Source organism: Fulvimarina thalattae (assembly GCF_040239565.1).
Lineage (GTDB): Bacteria > Pseudomonadota > Alphaproteobacteria > Rhizobiales > Rhizobiaceae > Fulvimarina.
The window spans coordinates 228266-246994 of sequence record NZ_JBEHWS010000001.1; the positions used below are offsets into that span (position 1 = coordinate 228266).

The window sequence follows — 18729 nt, forward strand, 5'->3', positions numbered from 1 at the left end:
AGGTCTGGATCCATTTCGAACAGATCAAACTGCTCACGTGCCGGCTTGCAAGCGACTGTTATGTCTGACCGCGTTTCGAGGGCGCAGTAGCAGGCCTTTCACCTTATCAAGTCCGTTCCTCAAAAGTCCGAGACGCGGCCCCAGACGCTGCGGTCGAAACGCGACAGTGCGTAGTGCCGATATTCGACGCTCGGTCCCTCTCTGGTGACGAGATCGGCCACGAGGCGTCCGGCGCCGGGGCCGATTCCAAAGCCGTGGCCGGAGAACCCGGCGGCCAGAACGAAGCCCTCCGGTCCAACGCCGTCATCGATGACCGGAACGCCGTCGGGCGTCGAATCGATGTAACCGGCCCAGCTCGCCTGGACGGGAATGGTCGTCAGCTCGGGCAGCAACCGGCGGGCGCGCGTCAGGATCGTCTCGATGGCGCGAGCGGATGGAAGCGGATCAAGCACGCGCATCCGCTCCATCGGCGTCGGCCGGTCGAGCGCCCAGCGCTTCAGCGTTTCGTGTCCTGCCGCAAGGCCCGACAGATTGCCCGGCTCGAGCACGCGCCACCGCTTGGCGAACATCGGCAGAAATCGTCTGGCGAAACGCAGCTGCTGGAACGTGGGATCGAGGCTCGCCATGCCCGATACGGCGAGCGTGTATCCGCCGTCGCCGCGCCGCGTCACCGACACGTCAGCCGTGTGCAGCGCGTTCGGGATGCCCTTCGCGCCCGGCATAAGTGATAAGATCGAAGAGCGTACCGACGACTGCGGGAAGGTGATCCCGATTTGCCGGCAAAAGGACGAGGACCACGCGCCACCGGCATGAACGACCCGCTTTGTGCGGATCGTGCCGTTTTCCGTTACAACCGCGCTGATGCGCCCCCCCTCGGTCTCGATCCCGCGCGCCGCGCAAAATTGGTGGATCGTGCCGCCGTTCTTGACGACCCCCCTTGCGATCAGCGGTGCCGCGCGCGCGGGATCGGCGATCCCATCGCTCGGTGAGAAAACTCCGCCCTTCCAAGGCTTGCCCGTGGCCGCGCCACGCATCGTCGCTTCATCCGGACCCAGCATATGCGTCGTCACGCCATAGGTCGCGGCGAAGTCCCGCCATTTCGCCCAGCCGGCAAGCTCGGCTTCGTTGTCTGAAAGATAAAGGAGGCCGCACCGACGGAACCCGAGATCCTCGCCGATCTCCTCCGCGATCTCCTCCCACAGTGCCAGGCTCTGGGTGGCCATGGGCAATTCGCGTGCGTCGCGGTTCTGTTGGCGGCACCATCCCCAGTTCCGGCTGGATTGTTCGGCGCCGATGCGGCCTTTCTCCACAAGCGCGACCTTAAGGCCCCGGCGGGCCATGAAATAGGCCGAGCAGACGCCAACGATGCCGCCGCCGATCACAACCGCCTCCGCGGCGTCAGGCAGGTGTTCCGACGAGGGAACGACGAAAAGGGGGGCGGGCATGGGTGAACTCCTGGATTTCGACCGTCGATTAGCTCCGAACTGGCGAGCGAAAGATGCCAAAGCGATCCGCGTTCGGCATTTCCTGCGGCACTCGTCGGTACGTCCGGCCGTTGATTTAACGGCGAACACGAGATTGCGCCTTACGTCTTGCGCAGAACGGGCCCACGCTCGCGGTTTAGTCTGCCGCGCTTACGGAAGACGGCGACCACGGCTACGCGCGTGAAACTCGACATGATCGATGTGAAGAATCCGTGCGGTCGATCCGGCGCATAAGTGGCAGATCGCCTTTGCTCTTGGGCATTGCCTCGTAGTAGATCGCGCCGCGATTGATCTTCAGCTCACGGGCCTCGGCCGCGAGCGGAAGGGCGTGGGACCGGTCGATCATCGCTTTGCGCTCGGCAACCGTCCGATTCTGTCGAGCGCTTTCTCGGGCTACGGATCCCTCGAAATAAAAAAATCATCCGCCAGCGTCAGCTCCCCGATCTTGGCGTGAAGCATCTTCACATCGGCCGCCTTCTCTAGAAAGGGAGCGCGCCATTGGCCGATCTGGTTCTGGTGGATGTCATACTGCTGCGAAAGCTCCGCTCGCGTTCATCGCGCTTGCGCGGGCCACGTGTCCCGCTACCGCTCTTCACTCTCGCCTCGTACGGCGGCAAGCGCCACCTTCGCCTTGAATGCGGGGCTGTGATTGCGGCGGAGTCTCTTCGTCATCGTCTCTTCTCACCGCGACCATCCTGGCCAACCTCAGGCAGACAATCCGTTTATCCCGCTGTTCAAAAATCCGGGGCCACCTCTATCAAGTTCGACAAAGGGAATCGGCGAGCATCTCATATCCTTCCGATGGGGTCAGCCGAGTGCCTGTGCTGCAAGAGCGAAGAGCTGTGCGCCGCTCTTTGGCGATGCTGGTGGAGGAGAGCCGAGCGTCATCGCCACGCCGCCGCCGACATGGACGAGTCCTTGCCCGATAAGCCAAGGGGCGATGCCCATCGAAGCTGCCGTGTCGATCCTGACGAATTGGCCCCGGCGGCTATGAAGATGACCTGCGATGAGCCGTTTGGCGGTCGCCGCGTCTGGCGCCACCACCGGGCCGATAACCGCGCCGCGACCGAAAGGCCGGCAGGCGGCATAGGCCACAACATCGCCCCGGTCGCCGCGTTCAACGAGGGCCTCGCCGACGCTGTGAATGCGATCGAGAAGGGTGGAGCGATCTCCGCCGAAGGCACTGAGGTCGAGCTCGGCGATCGCCTGCCAGTCGTCGGCAGCGGCATTCTCGATGCCTTCTGGTGCCGCGACGTCGGTAGCCTCACCCTGATGCTGGAGGATCCGTTCGGCTTCCACAAAGCCGAGCTTGGCGTAGAGCGGCAGTCCAGCCTCGGTCGCCACCAGCCGCATCTGGCGCTCGCCGGCTAACTCCATGATCCGTTCGACAATGCGCCGACCGAGGCCCCGACCGCGCATCTTGGCATCGACGACGATCATGTTGAGCATCGCGGCGTCCTCGCCGTAGCGCGTGCAGAAGGCGGTGCCGACAACTTTTCCATCGGACATCGCGACAAAACCCTGCGAAATCTCGGCGATCAACGCCCAGTCCTCCGCCCGGTGCGGCCAGCCTTCTGCGCATGAGAGCGCGACAGCGGCGGTAATATCGGCGGAGCTGAAAGGGCGGATCTGCGGCAGGGGCATTGCGAGTTCTATCTTCAAAACCCTGAAGCCAAAACTCGTCTGGCCCACCGTCCTTGAGACCGGCTCCAAGGCAAACGCTGCAGTCGGCCGCTATATCGACGGCTTCTAAAATCCTGGCCGCCGACATTATACGCTCGACTTCCTGAAGCCCGCTTCAGTTCGAGAGGCAGGCGGCAAGGAACGAACAATGCGCTCCGCGTTCCCGAATAAAATCCGTTGGCCGACAAGCGTTTCGCAGTGCCGGAGCCCGCAGGCTGAAATGTCGTCAGCGAGCGGATTATAGAAACCCGCCCGCTTCATCTAACATCAAGCTTCGTTCGGCCTCAGACGTAGGCGGAGCGGTCCTTGTTGGTTTCGAGGAGCGCCGAGCGGAGCTTTTCGAGGGCACGGGTCTCGATCTGGCGGACGCGTTCCTTGGAGATGCCGAGCTTGGTGCCGAGGGCTTCGAGGGTAGCCCCGTCGTCCTGCAGGCGGCGCTCGCGGATGATTTTCAATTCGCGTTCGGAGAGAACGTCGAGCGCATTGGTGAGCCAGGTCACGCGGCGCTCATCGTCGATCGAGACCGAAACCGTTTCGTCGGGGAGGGGATCGTCGGCGACGAGGAAATCCTGGCGGTCGGCGCTGCCGGATTCATCGTCGAGGAGAGGGGCGTTGAGGGAGGAATCTGGTCCCGAAAGACGCGAGTCCATGAGGGCAACGTCGCTTTCGGAGACTTTCAGTGCGCCGGCGATCTCGCGATACATGGCGTTGCCGCTGATCGGCTCGGCACCCTGGCTAAGGCGGGCGCGCAGTCGGCGAAGATTGAAGAAGAGGGCTTTTTGCGCGGATGACGTTCCGCCGCGGACGATCGACCAGTTTCTAAGGATGTAGTCCTGGATCGAGGCGCGGATCCACCAGGTGGCGTATGTGGAGAAACGAACTTCGCGTTCCGGCTCGAAGCGGGCGGCCGCCTCCAGGAGACCCACATGGCCCTCCTGGATGAGGTCGTTCATCGCCAATCCGAAATGGCGGAACTTCGAGGCCATGGAGATAACGAGGCGCATATGCGCCGATGTAATTTTGTGGAGAGCTTGCTGATCCCGGTTTTCCTTCCACCGGACGGCGAGTTCATATTCTTCTTCGCGCTCAAGATAGGGCGCCGCCATGGCAGCTCGGATCATCGTGCGGCGAGCGGATTGAGACTTCATATTATCCCTCCGGTGAAGCGTTCCAGGCTTTTTGGCCAACCGCGCTGCGTCGTTCACGTAGCGCTCCGGTGATGACGTAATGTGCCATGCGTGGAAAACGTTCCCAAAGGTGGAAACTTTTTTACGAAATGTAGAGGGAGGTGTGCGTGGGGCAAGAGAATAGAAGGCGAGGTGCGTTAATTTTTGTCGCACAAAACGAACGAGGCTCTTCTTCGCCGGGGCGGAGCCTGTTGTTCGAACTCGTCGATTCCACCGCTTCAAAGGCCGCAATAGCGGCACGAAGCGTAGCAGATTGGCTAGACCATGCCGTAAAGCGTGAGTGCAATCAACCCCGGATTCCGGTTCGGCGGGCGCTGCGCCTGGCCCGTCAGAACGGTGGGAGTAAACAATCCCCCCTCGCCAAGGACGGATAAGCATTTCAATCCGCCACGATTTTCGCTGCCGGGTTTTGCCGCTGCAGGGCCCATTAAAAAAGCCGGCCTCACGAAAAGGCCGGCTTCACGATTTGCGGAGATTGCCTGAGCGGCGGCTCCAGGCCAGCCCTGATCAGGCCGCCTCGTCCTTGGCCGCTTCGTCGTTGTCGGCAGCGGTGTCGTCGCCGGCATCCTCTTCCGCGTCGTCGGCATCAGCCTTGGGCCCGCGCTTCGGACCCTTATTGAGGTTTTCCTCGATAAGGCGGACGGCCTCGGTCTCGGATACCTCGTTGACGGCGGCGAGCTCGCGCGCCATGCGGCCGAGTGCGGCCTCATAGAGCTGGCGCTCGGAATAGGACTGCTCCGGCTGGGTGTCGGCGCGATAGAGATCGCGGACCACCTCCGCGATCTGGATCAGATCGCCGGAATTGATCTTGGCATCGTATTCCTGGGCCCGCCGGCTCCACATGGTCTTCTTCACGCGGGCGCGGCCCTGCACGACCTTGAGGGCGCGATCGACGAAATCGGTTTCCGAAAGCTTGCGCATGCCGACCGACTTGGCCTTGGCCACCGGTACCTTGAGGCGCATCTTGTCCTTCTCGAAATCGACGACGTAGAGTTCGAGCTTCATCCCCGCAACTTCCTGCTCTTCGATCGCGACGATCTTGCCGACGCCATGCGCCGGATAGACGATGCTCTCGCCGGACTTGAAGCCCTTGCTTGCGGGCGCCTTCTTTGGGCTACTCATACGCTTTCAAACTCCTTCTTGTGTCGGGCCGCTACAGCCGCTAGACACGTCACGGCGAACATGCCGCCGGTTTGATTCAAATCCGCCATCATGGCGAATCGACCTTGGATGCGCTGGACGTGGAGGCATGCCGCAAAACGACGATGGCTCCTGGACCGAGCTCAAAATCGTCGTCGTTTCGGATGGTTCTGCCGGCGCCCCTTTTTGCGCACGATGCGGTGCAAAAATTCGAACTGCCCGACCGTCCTTTCATATTACCCCAAAACACCCGAAATCTCAAGATTAAAGTGATTCCCGTGAGGAATTCGGCGGGCATGGAATGCCTTTCGTTTGCGGGAGCACTGCAATTCAGTGCGCTGCAGCATAAGCTGCCCTGAGTTTCCCACTTTTCCTTCCCTTTCGTCATCGAGGATTCGATCCTCGCCCTCGCTGGCGACGACACTGCGTTTGAATTGACCGGCAGCGAAACACTCGCTACCTCGACACCATGACGATCAAGCCGCTCATTATTCTGCCCGATCCGGTGCTGCGGAAAGTCTCCGACCCCGTCGCACGGGTCGATGACGACCTCAAACGCTTCGCCGACGACATGCTGGAGACGATGTACGAGGCTCCCGGTATTGGGCTTGCCGCGATCCAGGTAGGCGAGCCCTTGAGGATGCTGACGATCGACATCTCGAAGGAAGACGAGGAGAAGGAGCCGCGGGTTTATCTCAACCCGGAGGTCGTCTCGCGTTCCGACGATTTCAGCGTCTATGAGGAAGGCTGCCTCTCGATCCCGGAGTATTTCGCTGAAGTGGAGCGGCCAGCGTGCGTGACCGTTCGCTATCTGGGGCTCGACGGCGAGATGCACGAGGAGGAGGCCGATGGCCTGCTCGCCACCTGCCTGCAGCACGAGATCGACCACCTCAACGGCGTCCTCTTCATCGATTATCTCTCCAAGCTGAAGCGCGACATGGTGATCAAGAAGTTCACCAAGGCCGCCAAGACGAGGCGCGTGATGGCCTGACCGTCCAACGGACGTCCGGTCGCGCTACTCGACGATCCGGCAGATGCGCAGAGCCTCGTCGTCGCTCCAGTCCTCGAACGGTATGCGCGCGGCCTCGAAGGTGACCGCCTCTCCGTTCAGAACACCTTTGCCCGAGAAGAAGTTGAGGTCGCAGCTTACCGGCTCATCATCCTGCAGCTTGTCATAGGCATCATGGGTGAAGCCGGCGACGCGGAAACGGCCATCCCTGTAGGCGAGCGTTACCTTCTGTTCCCACGCATGGCGGCCGATGCCGATATTCTCGGTCTCGATCCTTAGCGAACCGCTGGACATTGCGGTGAGGCGCGGCACCTGGCCGGCCATCAACGGCCGTGCGCCCCAGGCCGCTCCCCGGCGATGAAGGGCGAGGCCGAGCTTGCCGGGCGGCGTCTCTTCGCCTGCGCCTTCGAGGAAGATGTAGAGGTCGGAGTCGATGGCATCCTCGTCCGAGGAAAGGACGATCATCGCCGCATCGGGCGCGCCATTGCCGTCGAAATCGCCGGTCGCGACCGCGACGATGTCGTCGGGCGCGAAGGTGCCGGCACCCCCTTGCGCGAGGGCCGGACGGAGGAGCGAGGCGACACAACCGAGAGCGAATATGAGCGCAGCAAAGCGGGCGATCGGGAGCGGCATCTGTTTTGATCCTCTGTGGAGAAAGACCGCGCGACTGGCGTCGCGCAGTCGAATCTACGCTCATCCTTCACCGGAAAACGCGAAAGTGAAAGCCGTCCCTTGCTCACGGGCCGACCTCGGGCGTAGAAATCGCAGAAAGAGAAGGAATGGGCGCTGTCCTGGCCGGCCCACCGTTCACTCATCCAATCGATGACACGACAGCTCTCCGCAGCGTTTCGGCACTTTGCCGCGACCAGGAGCACAGCCATGGGACACGCCGCCCGATGACGACGCCTTCGACTGCCAGCGCCTCTTCCGAAACACGCCTCGCCACCATTCTCGCGATCTCCGCCGGTTGCCTGATCGCTCTTCTCACCTTCGGCCCGCGTTCGGCGGTCGGCTTCTTCCAGCTGCCGATGATCACCGACCGCAGCTGGACGCGCGAGGACTTCGCGCTCGCCATTGCGATCCAGAATCTCTTCTGGGGGGCGGGCCAGCCGATTTTCGGCGCTATCGCCGACAAGTTCGGCACGGCGAAGGTTCTCGTTCTCTCCGGGATACTCTACGCCTCCGGCCTCGCGCTGACCGCGATCGGCGAGGCTCCGATCTGGCTCATCATCGGGCAGGGGCTGCTCGTTGGCCTCGGCGTCGCGGCCGGCTCGTTCGGCATCGTACTCGCGGCCTTTGCGCGGCGCGTGACGCCCGAGCAGCGCAGCTTCGTCTTCGGTCTCGGCACGGCGGCGGGCTCGGCCGGCATGTTCATCTTCGCGCCTTTCACGCGCGGGCTGATCGACGCCTTCGGCTGGGTCGACGCGCTCTTCATCATGGCCGGCACCATGCTGATCATTCCGCTCCTTGCCATCGCGCTGAGGGGCGCGCCCAAGGTGGGATCGGCGCTCTCGACGAACGAGATCGAGCAGACCATGGGAGAGGCCCTGCGCGAAGCCTTCGCGACGCGCAGCTACGTGCTGCTGACAAGCGGCTTCTTCGTCTGCGGTTTCCAGGTGGCCTTCATCACCGCGCATTATCCGGCCTTCCTCGCCGACCGGGGGATCGATCCCTATTGGGCGGTGGTCGGCATGGCGCTGATCGGCTTCTTCAACATCATCGGATCGCTGGGCTCGGGTGTGATCGGACAGCGCAGCCCCAAACCCGCCCTCCTCGCCCTGATCTATATCGGGCGCTCGATCGCGGTGACGGCGTTCCTTCTCATGCCGATCACGCCGACGAGCGTCGTCATCTTCTCGATGGTCATGGGTGTTCTCTGGCTCTCCACCGTGCCGCCGACAAACGCGCTCGTCGCGATCATGTTCGGCACGAAATATCTCGGGCTCCTGGGTGGGGCGGTGTTTTTCTCTCACCAGGTCGGCTCATTCCTCGGCGTCTGGCTGGGCGGCTATCTGCGCGAGACCTACGGAAGCTATGATCCCGTCTGGTGGCTCGGCGTCGCTCTCGGCATTTTCGCGGCGATCGTCCATTGGCCGATCGAGGAAAAGGCGGCGCCGAGACTGAATCCGGCGAGCTGAACATATGCTGGCGAATGGTTGAAGGGCATGGAGATAAGAGCCGTCGGACCGCTTTGATCGCTACTTTGATCGTCGTCGGATCGGGTGCTCTCTGGGGCTTTTATTGGTATCCTGTCCGTCGGCTCGACGCATTCGGGATGAGCGGGGCCTGGGGTTCGCTTGCGATCGTCTCCTCCGCCGCGATGCTGCTTCTCCCCGTCGCTGTCCGGCGGCGGCACTGCCTCATGCGTGCGGGCCTGCCGGCAGTGGCGTCGATCGCGATCGGCGGGGCGGCCTTCGCCTTCTATTCCGTCGGTTTCGTCTACGGCCGGGTCGCGATCATCATCCTGCTCTTCTTCCTGACACCGGTCTGGAGCACGTTGATTGGCCGCTTCGTCATGGGATGGCCGATAACGGGGCTGCGCATCGCGGCGATCGCCACAGGGCTCGCAGGTCTCGGTATCATGCTCGGGGCGGAAGGTGAGGTTCCGATCCCGCGCGGCACGGGGGAATGGCTGGCGCTCGTCTCCGGCATCCTCTGGTCGATTGCGACGACAGGCATGCGAGCGAATGCGCCGCTCGGCCCTGCGGAATCGGCCTTTGTCTTCGCCCTAGGGGCAACCATCGGCGCGACTCTTCTCGCACCCGCGCTCGAACCGTTCCCGTCCGACATCAATGGTGATGAAGTCGTTATGGCGATTGGATGGGCTGTCTTCGCCGGAGTTCTCTGGTGGGCCCTCTCCATGGCGGCTCTCATCTGGGCGGCGTCGCGGCTGGAGCCCGCGCGTGTCGGCATTCTCCTGATGGCGGAGGTCCTCGTCGGCGCGCTTTCCGCCGCATGGATCGCGGGCGAAGCGCTTGGCACCCTGGAACTTGCGGGTGGGGCGCTGGTGCTGATCGCCGGTATTCTGGAAGTTTGGCCGAGGAAAGAGGAGCTTCAGCCGTCGTCGGGGTGATAGCGGAGCAGCACTTCGCGCACCGCTTTGGGGATCGCGCACGATTTGTGGGACCTGGCCTCCACAAACACCTCGACAGTCCGATAAATCGCGTGGACCTCGCCCGTGCGGTACGTCCCGAGTGTCAGCTCCAGCGTGACACTCTTGCCGCCGATGCGGGCGATCATGCCATTGATCCACGTGCAGTCGCCGGCAAGCAGCTCCTGGCGGAATTCGGTCTCAGCCTTCAACGTGACCGTGTGGATGCCGTGGCTTTCCGTCAGCGCTCTCATACTGAGCCCCGTCTTTTCCCAGAAGAGAAACGAGGCGTCGTCGAAGACTGGCGCGTACCAGCGCACGTTCATGTGCCCGAACTGGTCGAGATGCCATGGATGGACGACCGAGCCGCCAAGATCGATGCCGCTGCTTCCGGTGTTTTCCGACATTGTCATCCTCCCCAATCGTCTGAGGACAAGCCTAACCTGAAGCGCTCGCCGCCGAAACGAAGCTTGTCCGTGCGAGCGGTTCGTCGAGGCCGCGCGGCTCGTAGACGTGGCGGGCGAGGAAATAGCGGGTGAGGGCAAAGCCGGTTTTCAGGGTTTCGCCATCTGCCGCGCGATCGGTCTCGGTGAGAAAAGCGGGGAGGGCGAGAAGTTTATCGCGATAGGGTTCGCCCGGTTCGCGGCTTACCGCGCGGCCGCTCTTCGGCGAAACGTAGATGAGATTGTCTCTCGTTCCGGTTGCTGCGCATTGCGCCAGATCGAGACCGAAGCCGAGTTCTTCCAGAACCGCAAGCTCGAAGCGGAGCATGAGTTCACCTGCTGTCAGGCGATCCGCATTCAGATTTTCCAGAAGCACGATCAGCCCGTCATGCAGACGCGGATGCGGGTCGCGCTCGGGGAGAAGTCGCAGATGGCTCGCCGCGAGCTGCACGCCGTGGAGCCCGACGGCGCTCTCCATCAGCCCGCCCGCGCGGGAAAGGACGGGCTCAAGCGCGAAGGCCCCCATATGCTCGTCGAGCCGCGCCCGCCAATGCGCCATCACCGAATTGCCGGGCTGAAGCACTGGCCGCATCGACTTTGACCGCCCGCCACGCACGAGACCCAAATGTCGCCCACGCGATCGTGTCATCAGTTCGGCGATGACGCTGGTCTCGCCGTGCCGGCGGACACCGAGAACGATGCCTTCCTCACGCCATTCCATGGGCTGCCGCCCTTATTGCTGCACGATCTCGCGCGTCGCGTCGAAGGCGATGTCCTTGTTGCGCTCCATGATGTAGCGCAGGTCCCAGTCGTCGCGGCAGAGATAGACCGGCCGGTCGTCGCGGTCGCGGACGATCTGGTTGGTGTTGTCCTTGATGAACTGCTTGAGCGTCTGCTCGTTCGCGCAGCGGATCCAGCGCGCGACATTGTACTGCACCGGCTCGAAGGTGACATCCGCCTTGTACTCGCCCGAGATGCGAGAGGCGAGAACGTCCAGCTGCAGCGGCCCGACGACGCCGACGATCCAGTCCGATCCGATGGTCGGTCGGAACACCTGGACGAGGCCCTCCTGCGCAAGGTCTTCGAGCCCCCGGCGCAGCTGCTTCATTTTCATCGTATCTTCGAGGCGCACGCGGCGCAGCACTTCCGGCGCGAAGGCGGGAAGGCCGGTGAAGCGGAAGGTCTCTCCCTCGGTCAGCGTGTCGCCCACCTGGAGGGTGCCGTGGTTCGGAATACCGATCACGTCGCCGGCATAGGCTTCCTCGGTAAGCGAGCGCTCCTGCGCCACGAAATAGATCGGATTCGACACTGCGATCGCCTTGCCCGAGCGCACATGGTCGAGCTTCATGCCGCGCTTGAAATGGCCCGAGCAGAACCGAACGAAGGCGACGCGGTCCCGGTGCTTGGGGTCCATGTTCGCCTGCACCTTGAACACGAAGCCGGAGACCTTTTCACCCGATGGATCGATCGGACCCTTGTCGGAGGGCTGCGGCCGCGGCTCGGGCGCATGGGCGGCGATGAGGTCCATCAGCCGGTCGACGGCGAAGTTTTCGAGCGCGGAGCCGAAGACCACCGGCGTCAGATGGCCGTCACGATAGCTCTGGGCGTCGAAACTGGCATAGCCTTCCGCCGCGAGCTCGGCCGCCTCGCGAAAGCCGGAATAGGTGTCGGCTCCGAGAGCCTGTTCCAGCGCCGGATCATCAAGCCCATCGTCGAAATGCTTGGTTCCGTCGCCCTTTGCCGAGATGAAATCGTGTTCGGCGAGATCGTACACGCCTTTGAAGAGCCCGCCCTGACCCACCGGCCAGACCATGGGCGCGACGTCCATCGCGAGCTGCTCCTCGATCTCGTCGAGGAGTTCGAACGGATCGCGGCCCTCGCGGTCGATCTTGTTGACGAAGGTGATGATGGGGATGTCGCGCAGGCGGCAGATCTCGAAGAGCTTGCGCGTCTGGCCCTCGATGCCCTTTGCCGCGTCGATCACCATGATCGCGGAGTCGACGGCAGTCAGTGTCCGATAGGTGTCCTCGGAAAAGTCGCTATGGCCCGGCGTATCGAGGAGGTTGAAGTTGATGCCGTCCTTCTGGAACGTCATCACCGAGGAGGTGACCGAGATGCCGCGATCCTTCTCGATGCCCATCCAATCGGATTTCGCCCGCGCCTTGTTGCCCTTGGCGCGCACCGCGCCCGCCATCTCGATCGCGCCACCGGTGAGCAGCAGCTTTTCCGTCAGCGTCGTCTTACCGGCGTCCGGATGCGAGATGATCGCGAAGGTTCGGCGGTTGGAAAAGCTGAACTTTGCGGAAGCCGCAGGGATCGGCTTTTCTTCGGCCTCGAGGGCAAGGCTGCTCATGGCGGGCTTTCTTCAGGTGCTCGAACGTCGATAAGCGCCCTTCTCGCCAAGAAAAACGGCGCATCTGTGGGGCGGTATCACGCATCAATGTACGATGACTCGCATGTCGCACAAGCCGCCGTCTTGCGAAACAGGCCAGATGAGGCTTTTCCTGATTCCCGATTCGTTCCGATTCGGCTCTTGCGGAACACAATAAGAACATATAGGCTTGTTCAGGATTTGTTTTGGAGGCGCCGAGACGCATGCTGACGCGCAAGCAGCACGAACTTCTCAAATTTATCGACGCTCGGCTCAACGAGACCGGTGTTCCGCCGTCCTTCGACGAAATGAAGGACGCGCTGGAGTTGAAGTCGAAATCGGGCATCCATCGCCTGATCACCGCGCTGGAAGAGCGCGGCTTCATCCGCCGGCTGCCGAATCGGGCACGAGCTCTCGAAGTCCTCAAGCTCCCGGATGCGATGCGCAGGCCGGAGCCGCAACAGCCTGCCCAGCGCGGCTTCAAGCCAAGCGTCATCGAGGGTTCGAAAGGCCAGCCGGCGAAGCCGCGCGGCGGTTCGGAAGACGGCGCAGCGAACGAAAATATCTCGATTCCGGTCATGGGCCGGATTGCTGCCGGTGTTCCGATCTCGGCGATCCAGCACAACACCCATTCGATCTCGATCCCGCCCGACATGATCATGGGCGGTGAGCACTATGCCCTTGAGGTGAAGGGCGACTCGATGGTCGAGGCGGGCATTCTCGACGGCGATACGGTTGTGATCCGCCGCGGCGACACCGCCATTCCCGGCGAGATCGTCGTGGCCCTCGTCGATGACGAGGAGGCGACGCTCAAACGCTTCCGCAAGAAGGGCGACACGATCGCGCTGGAAGCGGCAAATCCAGCCTATGAGACGCGGATCTTCGGCGCCGACCGGGTGCGTGTGCAGGGTAAGCTCGTCGGGCTGATCCGGCGGTACTGATCTCGGGCTGAGCGGCACGCTACTTAGCTTCGGCCGACGGAGATGCGTCGGCGGTTGTCGAATTGGTTGGCGGCTGCTCGTCCTCTGCCTCTGGCTTACGCCAGTATTCCGGCCAGGGCGCATGGCGGTGGTGGTTCCAATCGCCGGGATCTTCGGGAACGGAGCGGCTGACTTCGATCTGGCCCGTCTCAGGATTGCGTGAGATCGCCAGTGAGCCGGTCCGCCGCAGCGTCCTAAGCGTTACGAGATAGGCGCCCGAACGACATTCCCGGGTCCGGGCCGCCCGTGCGACAAACGCGATCTCCCCGCCGTCGCAGGCCTCGCCAAGCAGGCGATAGTCTGTCGTATAGGCAACGGAAATTCCGCTTCGCGTGGTAAACCGGCAGAGCTTCGCTTCGCAGTCTTCGAGGCCGGGTACAACGCCGCGGTGTTCTGTTTCAACCGTACGGTAGGCGTGGTCCCATTGATCGGAGACGAAGCCATTGGGCCGCGCCTTCGAATAGGCAATCGATCCGCCATCGAGGAGCGCGAAGGTCTTGCCGTCTTCGAAGATCAGCAATTCCGGTGGACCGGCGCGTTGGGCGGCGAGGGCGAGACCGCTCGCCAGAACCGGAAGGGCCAGCCATCGCAATCGCCCGACCGGTAGACAGAAGGCGAGGAGCGCTGCCGTCAGGACGAGCAATGCAGCCGGCTGGACGAGCCCCGTTCCGTAATCGGGCAGGCGGTTTGCAAGGTCGGATGCGATCGCAATGAGGAATTCGAGGCCGAGCCCGACGATCGCGAATGCAACGGCGTCGAGCCCGAATGGCATGAGGATGACCCCGACAAGCGCCATCGGCATGATCAGCAGTGCGAAGAGCGGCATGACGATGAGATTGGCGACCAGCCCGAAGGGTGCAAAGCGCTGGAAGTGGAAGACCGCGTAAGGCGCGGTCGCCAGGCCGGCGATCAGCGCCGTCGCGGCTGTGCCGACGAAGAAGATGAGGATCGCGCGCGCCGCACCGTCCTTGATCTCGCGTGAGCGTCCGCTCCGATATCGGCTGAAGGCACTATAGACGCCGACAAGGCCGACGGTGGCGGCAAAGCTCATCTGGAAGCTGGCGGTCATCACGGCGTGCGGCGTCCATGCCAGAATGAGGATGGCGGCGATGGAGACGTTGCGCATGGTGATCGCAGGCCGGTCGAAGAGGACGGCGAGCAGCATGACGAGGAGCATGAGATAGGCGCGCTCGGTGGCGACGCTCGAACCGGAGAGGACGAGATAGAAGGTCGAGACGCCAATGGCGCCGACGGCTGCGATCTTCTTCACCGGCCAGACCAGGGCGAGGGAGCCGGCGAAGACCAGGGTTCGACGTATCGAGACCATGGCGAAGCCGGCGACGAGCGCGACGTGGAGGCCGGAAATCGCGAGAATATGCGCAAGGCCGGTCGCGCGCAGAGCCTCGCTGGTCTCTTCATCGATCCCGTCGCGCTGGCCGGTGACGAGCGCGGCGGCGACGGCACCGGGCTGGCCGGGAATGAGCGAGCGGATGCGGTCGGTCACCGTTCCGCGCAGATCGGCGACGGCGATCTGGAAGCGTTCGCCGACCGTCAGCGGCGTATCGTCCTTGCCCACCTCGGACTGCGGTTTCGGGATTCCGAGGGAAAAGCCATAGGCGCCGAGGCCATCGAAATAAGGAACGAAGGCGAAATCGTAGCTGCCGGGAAAGGCCGGGCCGGAGGGCGGACGCAGGCGGACAAGCCCCTCGTATCGGTCGCCCGGCCGCATGATGTCGTGCTCTCCTGCAACCACGATCCGCACGCGCTCGGGCGGTCGGGAAAGGACCGGGCGTTCGCTCGAGCGGATATCGACGAGATAGCGAGAGCGGTTCCGGTCATCTTTTTCATGGCTGGCGACGCGTCCGCCGATGAAGACGGTCGCTTCGCCGGAGAAAATCGTCGTGTCCGTGCGCCAGAGCTCGAACTGGGCGAGAAGCAGCCCGGCGAGCAAGCTTGTCAGGATGAGGATCAATGTCGGCCGGGCTGCCGATCTTAAGAGGTGGTTCGAGAGAAGTGCGACTGACAGAAACGCGGCCACAAGCGTGATCGCCGCCGTTCCTGCGCCGAAGCCGAAAACTGCGACCGCGCCGGCGGCCATGGCGACCGGGATGAGATGAAACGTCGTCCGGTAGGCTTTTTCACGCTCCCATTCGGATGCAAGCCATGTTCCAAAGGCCGGAAATGCTTGGAATATCCCGAATGCTGACGCCCCGACAAAGCGCTGCCGGACCCGTGAGGAAAAAAGCGCGAAGCGTTCGCGCCAGCCGGAGGCGAGGTCCTGGTCTGCCGGTTCGCTCAACTCCCGCCTGTCCATTCCTTGTTTCGTGGATAGGCTATGGTACACACCCGCCGAAAAGACGCGATCGAAAAATCGAGCGTTTTGCTATCTGAAATGAATGGAGAAGACATGACGGACGGCGTCGTCACCCGTTTTGCGCCCTCGCCCACCGGATTTCTTCATATCGGCGGAGCGCGGACCGCGCTGTTCAACTGGCTCTATGCTCGTGCGAAGGGCGGCAAAATGCTGCTGCGCATCGAGGATACCGATCGCGAGCGCTCGACGCACGAGGCGGTCGACGCGATCATCGAAGGCCTGAAATGGATGGGCCTCGAAGCCGATGGCGAGCCGGTGTCGCAGTTCGCCAATGGCGACCGGCATCGCGCGGTGGCGGAAGAACTGCTCGCCAAGGGGCAGGCCTATAAATGCTATGCCAGCCAGGAAGAACTCGCCGAGATGCGCGAGAAGGCCAAAGCCGAGAAGCGCCCCCCGCGCTATGACGGGCGCTGGCGCGACCGCGACCCGTCCGAGGCTCCGGCCGGTGTCGATCCGGTCATACGGCTAAAGGCGCCGCTCGACGGCGAGACGATCGTCGACGATCAGGTGCAGGGGCGCGTGCGGTTCAACAACAAGGAGCTCGACGATTTCGTGCTCCTGCGCTCGGACGGATCGCCCACCTATATGCTCGCCGTCGTCGTCGACGACCACGACATGGGCGTCACCCACATCATCCGCGGCGACGATCACCTCACCAACGGCGCGCGGCAGGCCCTGATCTACAAGGCGATGGGCTGGGATGTGCCGGTGATGGCGCATATCCCGCTGATCCATGGGCCGGACGGCGCCAAACTGTCCAAGCGTCATGGCGCCCTCGGCATCGAGGCTTATCGCGCCATGGGCTATCTGCCGGTGGCCTTGCGCAACTATCTGGTCCGGCTCGGATGGGCTCATGGTGACGACGAGATCATCTCGACCGAGGACATGATTTCCTGGTTCGACGTTTCGGAGATCAACAAGGGCGCGGCGCGGTTCGACTTCAAGAAGCTCGAAGCGCTGAACGGTTGGTGGATCCGCCAGTCCGGCGACGAGGCCTTGACCGACCAGCTGATGGCCGAACGCGACGTTCTGCCGAACGGCGATCTCTTGAAGGGCGCACCGTATGGCGCGGTGCGGGAAAAATTGCTGGCGGCGATGCCCGGACTCAAGGAGCGCGCCAAGACGCTCGTGGAGCTGACCGACAGCGCGACATACCTCTTCGCCCAGCGTCCGCTTCCTCTGGAGGATAAGGCCGAGACGATCCTGTCCGATGGCGGACGCGAGACAATCTCGGAACTGACGCCGCGCCTTGAAGCGGTGTCGGAGTGGGCGGTCGAGCCGCTAGAGGCCGAAGTGCGGGCGTTTGCCGAGGAGAAGGGCCTGAAGCTCGGCAAGGCAGCGCAGCCGCTGCGTGCAGCGCTGACCGGTCGGTCCACTTCGCCGGGCGTGTTCGACGTCTTGGCGGTTCTCGGCCGAGAGGAGTCGCTCGCACGGCTGAAGGACCAGTTTCCCAGCTAATGGAAACGCTTTCGCGATTCCGGCTTGATGATTTATACCGCAGTGCAAGGCCCCAACTTGTTCCGTCCGCACGGATGAAGTAGGCAGAGCAATTAAAACCTTGTGCGCTGCAAAAATCCTTGGATTGAAAAGCGGCTGAGAACGGAAGGGGAAAAAAAGATGACGGACCAATCCGCCAAATTCACGATGGGATCCGAGACGGCCGACCTGCCTCGCCGCTCGGGAACGATCGGCCCCGAAGTCGTCGACGTCACCCAGCTCTACAAGGACACGGGTCTCTTCACCTTCGATCCGGGCTTTTCCTCGACCGCCTCGTGCGAATCGAAGATCACCTATATCGACGGTGACAACGGCATTCTCCTTCACCGCGGCTATTCGATCGATGAACTCGCCGAGAAGGGCGACTATCTCGAGACCTGTTATCTGCTGCTTTACGGCGAGCTGCCGACGGCCCGCGAGAAAGAAGACTTCGTCTACCGCGTGACCCGCCATACCATGGTTCACGAGCAGATGAACCGGTTCTTCACTGGCTTCCGGCGCGACGCCCATCCGATGGCCGTCATGGTCGCCTGTGTCGGCGCGCTGTCTGCATTCTATCATGACTCGACGGATATCGCCGATCCGCACCAGCGGATGATCGCGTCCCTGCGCATGATCGCGAAGATGCCGACGATCGCGGCGATGGCTTACAAGTACCACATCGGCCAGCCTTTCGTTTATCCGCGCAACGATCTCGATTATGCGGAAAACTTCCTGCACATGTGCTTCGCGGTGCCGTGCGAGCCCTATGAGATCAATCCCGTTCTCGCGCGTGCGATGGATCGCATCTTCACGCTGCACGCCGACCACGAGCAGAACGCCTCGACCTCGACGGTGCGTCTGGCAGGCTCATCGGGCGCAAACCCGTTCGCCTGCATCGCGGCTGGTGTCGCCTGCCTCTGGGGTCCGGCCCATGGCGGCGCGAACGAGGCGGCTCTCAACATGCTGATGGAAATCGGTACGGCGGACCGCATTCCGGAATTCATCGATCGCGCGAAGGACAAGAACGATCCGTTCCGCCTGATGGGCTTCGGCCACCGGGTCTATAAGAACTACGATCCGCGCGCGAAGATCATGCAGAAGACCTGTCATGAAGTCCTCGACGAGCTCGGCGTACGCGACGATCCGCTTCTCGAAGTCGCGATGGAGCTGGAGCGCATCGCGCTGACCGATCAGTACTTCATCGACAAGAAGCTCTATCCGAACGTCGACTTCTATTCCGGCATCACGCTGAAGGCCCTCGGTTTCCCAACCGCGATGTTCACGGTGCTTTTCGCCGTCGCGCGCACCGTCGGCTGGATCGCCCAGTGGAAGGAAATGATCGAGGATCCCAAGCAGCGCATCGGCCGTCCGCGCCAACTCTACACCGGCGCGGCGCAGCGCGAATATGCGCCGGTCGATACGCGCGACTGATCAAGCGTCTGGCTCGCTCGAACGCGGGACCTGATATCAGACATTATCGACGGGTCG

The 18729-nt window shown here is 62.8% G+C and carries 15 protein-coding genes and 1 pseudogene; 6 read left to right on the forward strand and 10 right to left on the reverse strand.

Annotated elements, in window-relative coordinates; genetic code table 11:
- Positions 1-119: 119 nt before the first annotated feature.
- The 5 genes and pseudogenes from ABRA89_RS01060 to ABRA89_RS01080 form a co-directional block, all read right to left on the reverse strand.
- Positions 120-1445 carry an NAD(P)/FAD-dependent oxidoreductase gene (locus ABRA89_RS01060; RefSeq protein ID WP_349939594.1) on the reverse strand — a complete coding sequence of 442 codons (1326 nt, stop codon included), beginning with the start codon at positions 1443-1445 and terminating at the stop codon, positions 120-122.
- A 256-nt stretch (positions 1446-1701) separates the two neighbouring features.
- A pseudogene (locus ABRA89_RS01065) lies at positions 1702-2156 on the reverse strand (transposase); the annotation flags it as partial.
- 135 nt (positions 2157-2291) lie between these two features.
- Positions 2292-3128: a GNAT family N-acetyltransferase gene (locus ABRA89_RS01070; protein ID WP_349939595.1), complete on the reverse strand. Its 837-nt coding sequence runs from the start codon at positions 3126-3128 to the stop codon at positions 2292-2294.
- 323 nt (positions 3129-3451) lie between these two features.
- Positions 3452-4315 carry an RNA polymerase factor sigma-32 gene (locus ABRA89_RS01075; RefSeq protein WP_349939596.1) on the reverse strand — a complete coding sequence of 288 codons (864 nt, stop codon included), beginning with the start codon at positions 4313-4315 and terminating at the stop codon, positions 3452-3454.
- A 546-nt stretch (positions 4316-4861) separates the two neighbouring features.
- On the reverse strand, positions 4862-5476 hold the full coding sequence (locus tag ABRA89_RS01080; protein WP_349939597.1) for a CarD family transcriptional regulator: 615 nt from the start codon (positions 5474-5476) through the stop codon (positions 4862-4864).
- A gap of 487 nt (positions 5477-5963) precedes the next feature.
- Here ABRA89_RS01080 and def point away from each other — a divergent pair, with 487 nt between their 5' ends.
- Complete coding sequence (gene def / locus ABRA89_RS01085; RefSeq protein ID WP_349939598.1) at positions 5964-6485, forward strand: peptide deformylase; 522 nt, start codon at positions 5964-5966, stop codon at positions 6483-6485.
- A 24-nt stretch (positions 6486-6509) separates the two neighbouring features.
- Here def and ABRA89_RS01090 read toward each other — a convergent pair whose 3' ends face one another.
- On the reverse strand, positions 6510-7136 hold the full coding sequence (locus ABRA89_RS01090; protein ID WP_349939599.1) for a hypothetical protein: 627 nt from the start codon (positions 7134-7136) through the stop codon (positions 6510-6512).
- Between the two features lie 263 nt (positions 7137-7399).
- Between ABRA89_RS01090 and ABRA89_RS01095 the strand changes: the two genes are divergently transcribed.
- A complete protein-coding gene (locus tag ABRA89_RS01095) occupies positions 7400-8641 on the forward strand; it encodes an MFS transporter (protein ID WP_349939962.1) in 1242 nt (413 codons plus the stop codon).
- Between the two features lie 53 nt (positions 8642-8694).
- Positions 8695-9576 carry a DMT family transporter gene (locus tag ABRA89_RS01100; protein ID WP_349939600.1) on the forward strand — a complete coding sequence of 294 codons (882 nt, stop codon included), beginning with the start codon at positions 8695-8697 and terminating at the stop codon, positions 9574-9576.
- On the opposite strand, the gene ABRA89_RS01105 is transcribed toward ABRA89_RS01100, so the two are convergent.
- The 3 genes from ABRA89_RS01105 to ABRA89_RS01115 are packed head-to-tail and all read right to left on the reverse strand — an operon-like array spanning position 9558 to position 12390.
- Positions 9558-10001 (reverse strand): acyl-CoA thioesterase, encoded by a 444-nt coding sequence (locus ABRA89_RS01105; protein WP_349939601.1) that lies wholly within the window; start codon positions 9999-10001, stop codon positions 9558-9560. The two genes, ABRA89_RS01100 and ABRA89_RS01105, sit on opposite strands and share 19 nt — an antisense overlap.
- Before the next feature lie 31 nt (positions 10002-10032).
- Positions 10033-10758: a DNA repair protein RecO gene (gene recO, locus ABRA89_RS01110; protein WP_349939602.1), complete on the reverse strand. Its 726-nt coding sequence runs from the start codon at positions 10756-10758 to the stop codon at positions 10033-10035.
- A 12-nt stretch (positions 10759-10770) separates the two neighbouring features.
- Positions 10771-12390 carry a peptide chain release factor 3 gene (locus ABRA89_RS01115; RefSeq protein ID WP_349939603.1) on the reverse strand — a complete coding sequence of 540 codons (1620 nt, stop codon included), beginning with the start codon at positions 12388-12390 and terminating at the stop codon, positions 10771-10773.
- Between the two features lie 242 nt (positions 12391-12632).
- On the opposite strand from ABRA89_RS01115, the gene lexA reads away from it, so the two are divergent.
- Positions 12633-13349: a transcriptional repressor LexA gene (gene lexA / locus ABRA89_RS01120; protein ID WP_349939604.1), complete on the forward strand. Its 717-nt coding sequence runs from the start codon at positions 12633-12635 to the stop codon at positions 13347-13349.
- A gap of 19 nt (positions 13350-13368) precedes the next feature.
- Here the strand turns inward: lexA and ABRA89_RS01125 are convergent, their stop codons facing one another.
- Positions 13369-15687 (reverse strand): ComEC/Rec2 family competence protein, encoded by a 2319-nt coding sequence (locus ABRA89_RS01125; RefSeq protein WP_349939605.1) that lies wholly within the window; start codon positions 15685-15687, stop codon positions 13369-13371.
- 108 nt (positions 15688-15795) lie between these two features.
- On the opposite strand from ABRA89_RS01125, the gene gltX reads away from it, so the two are divergent.
- Together gltX and gltA are read left to right on the forward strand one after the other, a co-directional pair.
- Complete coding sequence (gltX, locus tag ABRA89_RS01130; RefSeq protein WP_349939606.1) at positions 15796-17220, forward strand: glutamate--tRNA ligase; 1425 nt, start codon at positions 15796-15798, stop codon at positions 17218-17220.
- A 159-nt stretch (positions 17221-17379) separates the two neighbouring features.
- Positions 17380-18672 (forward strand): citrate synthase, encoded by a 1293-nt coding sequence (gene gltA, locus ABRA89_RS01135; protein WP_349939607.1) that lies wholly within the window; start codon positions 17380-17382, stop codon positions 18670-18672.
- Positions 18673-18729 lie beyond the last annotated feature (57 nt).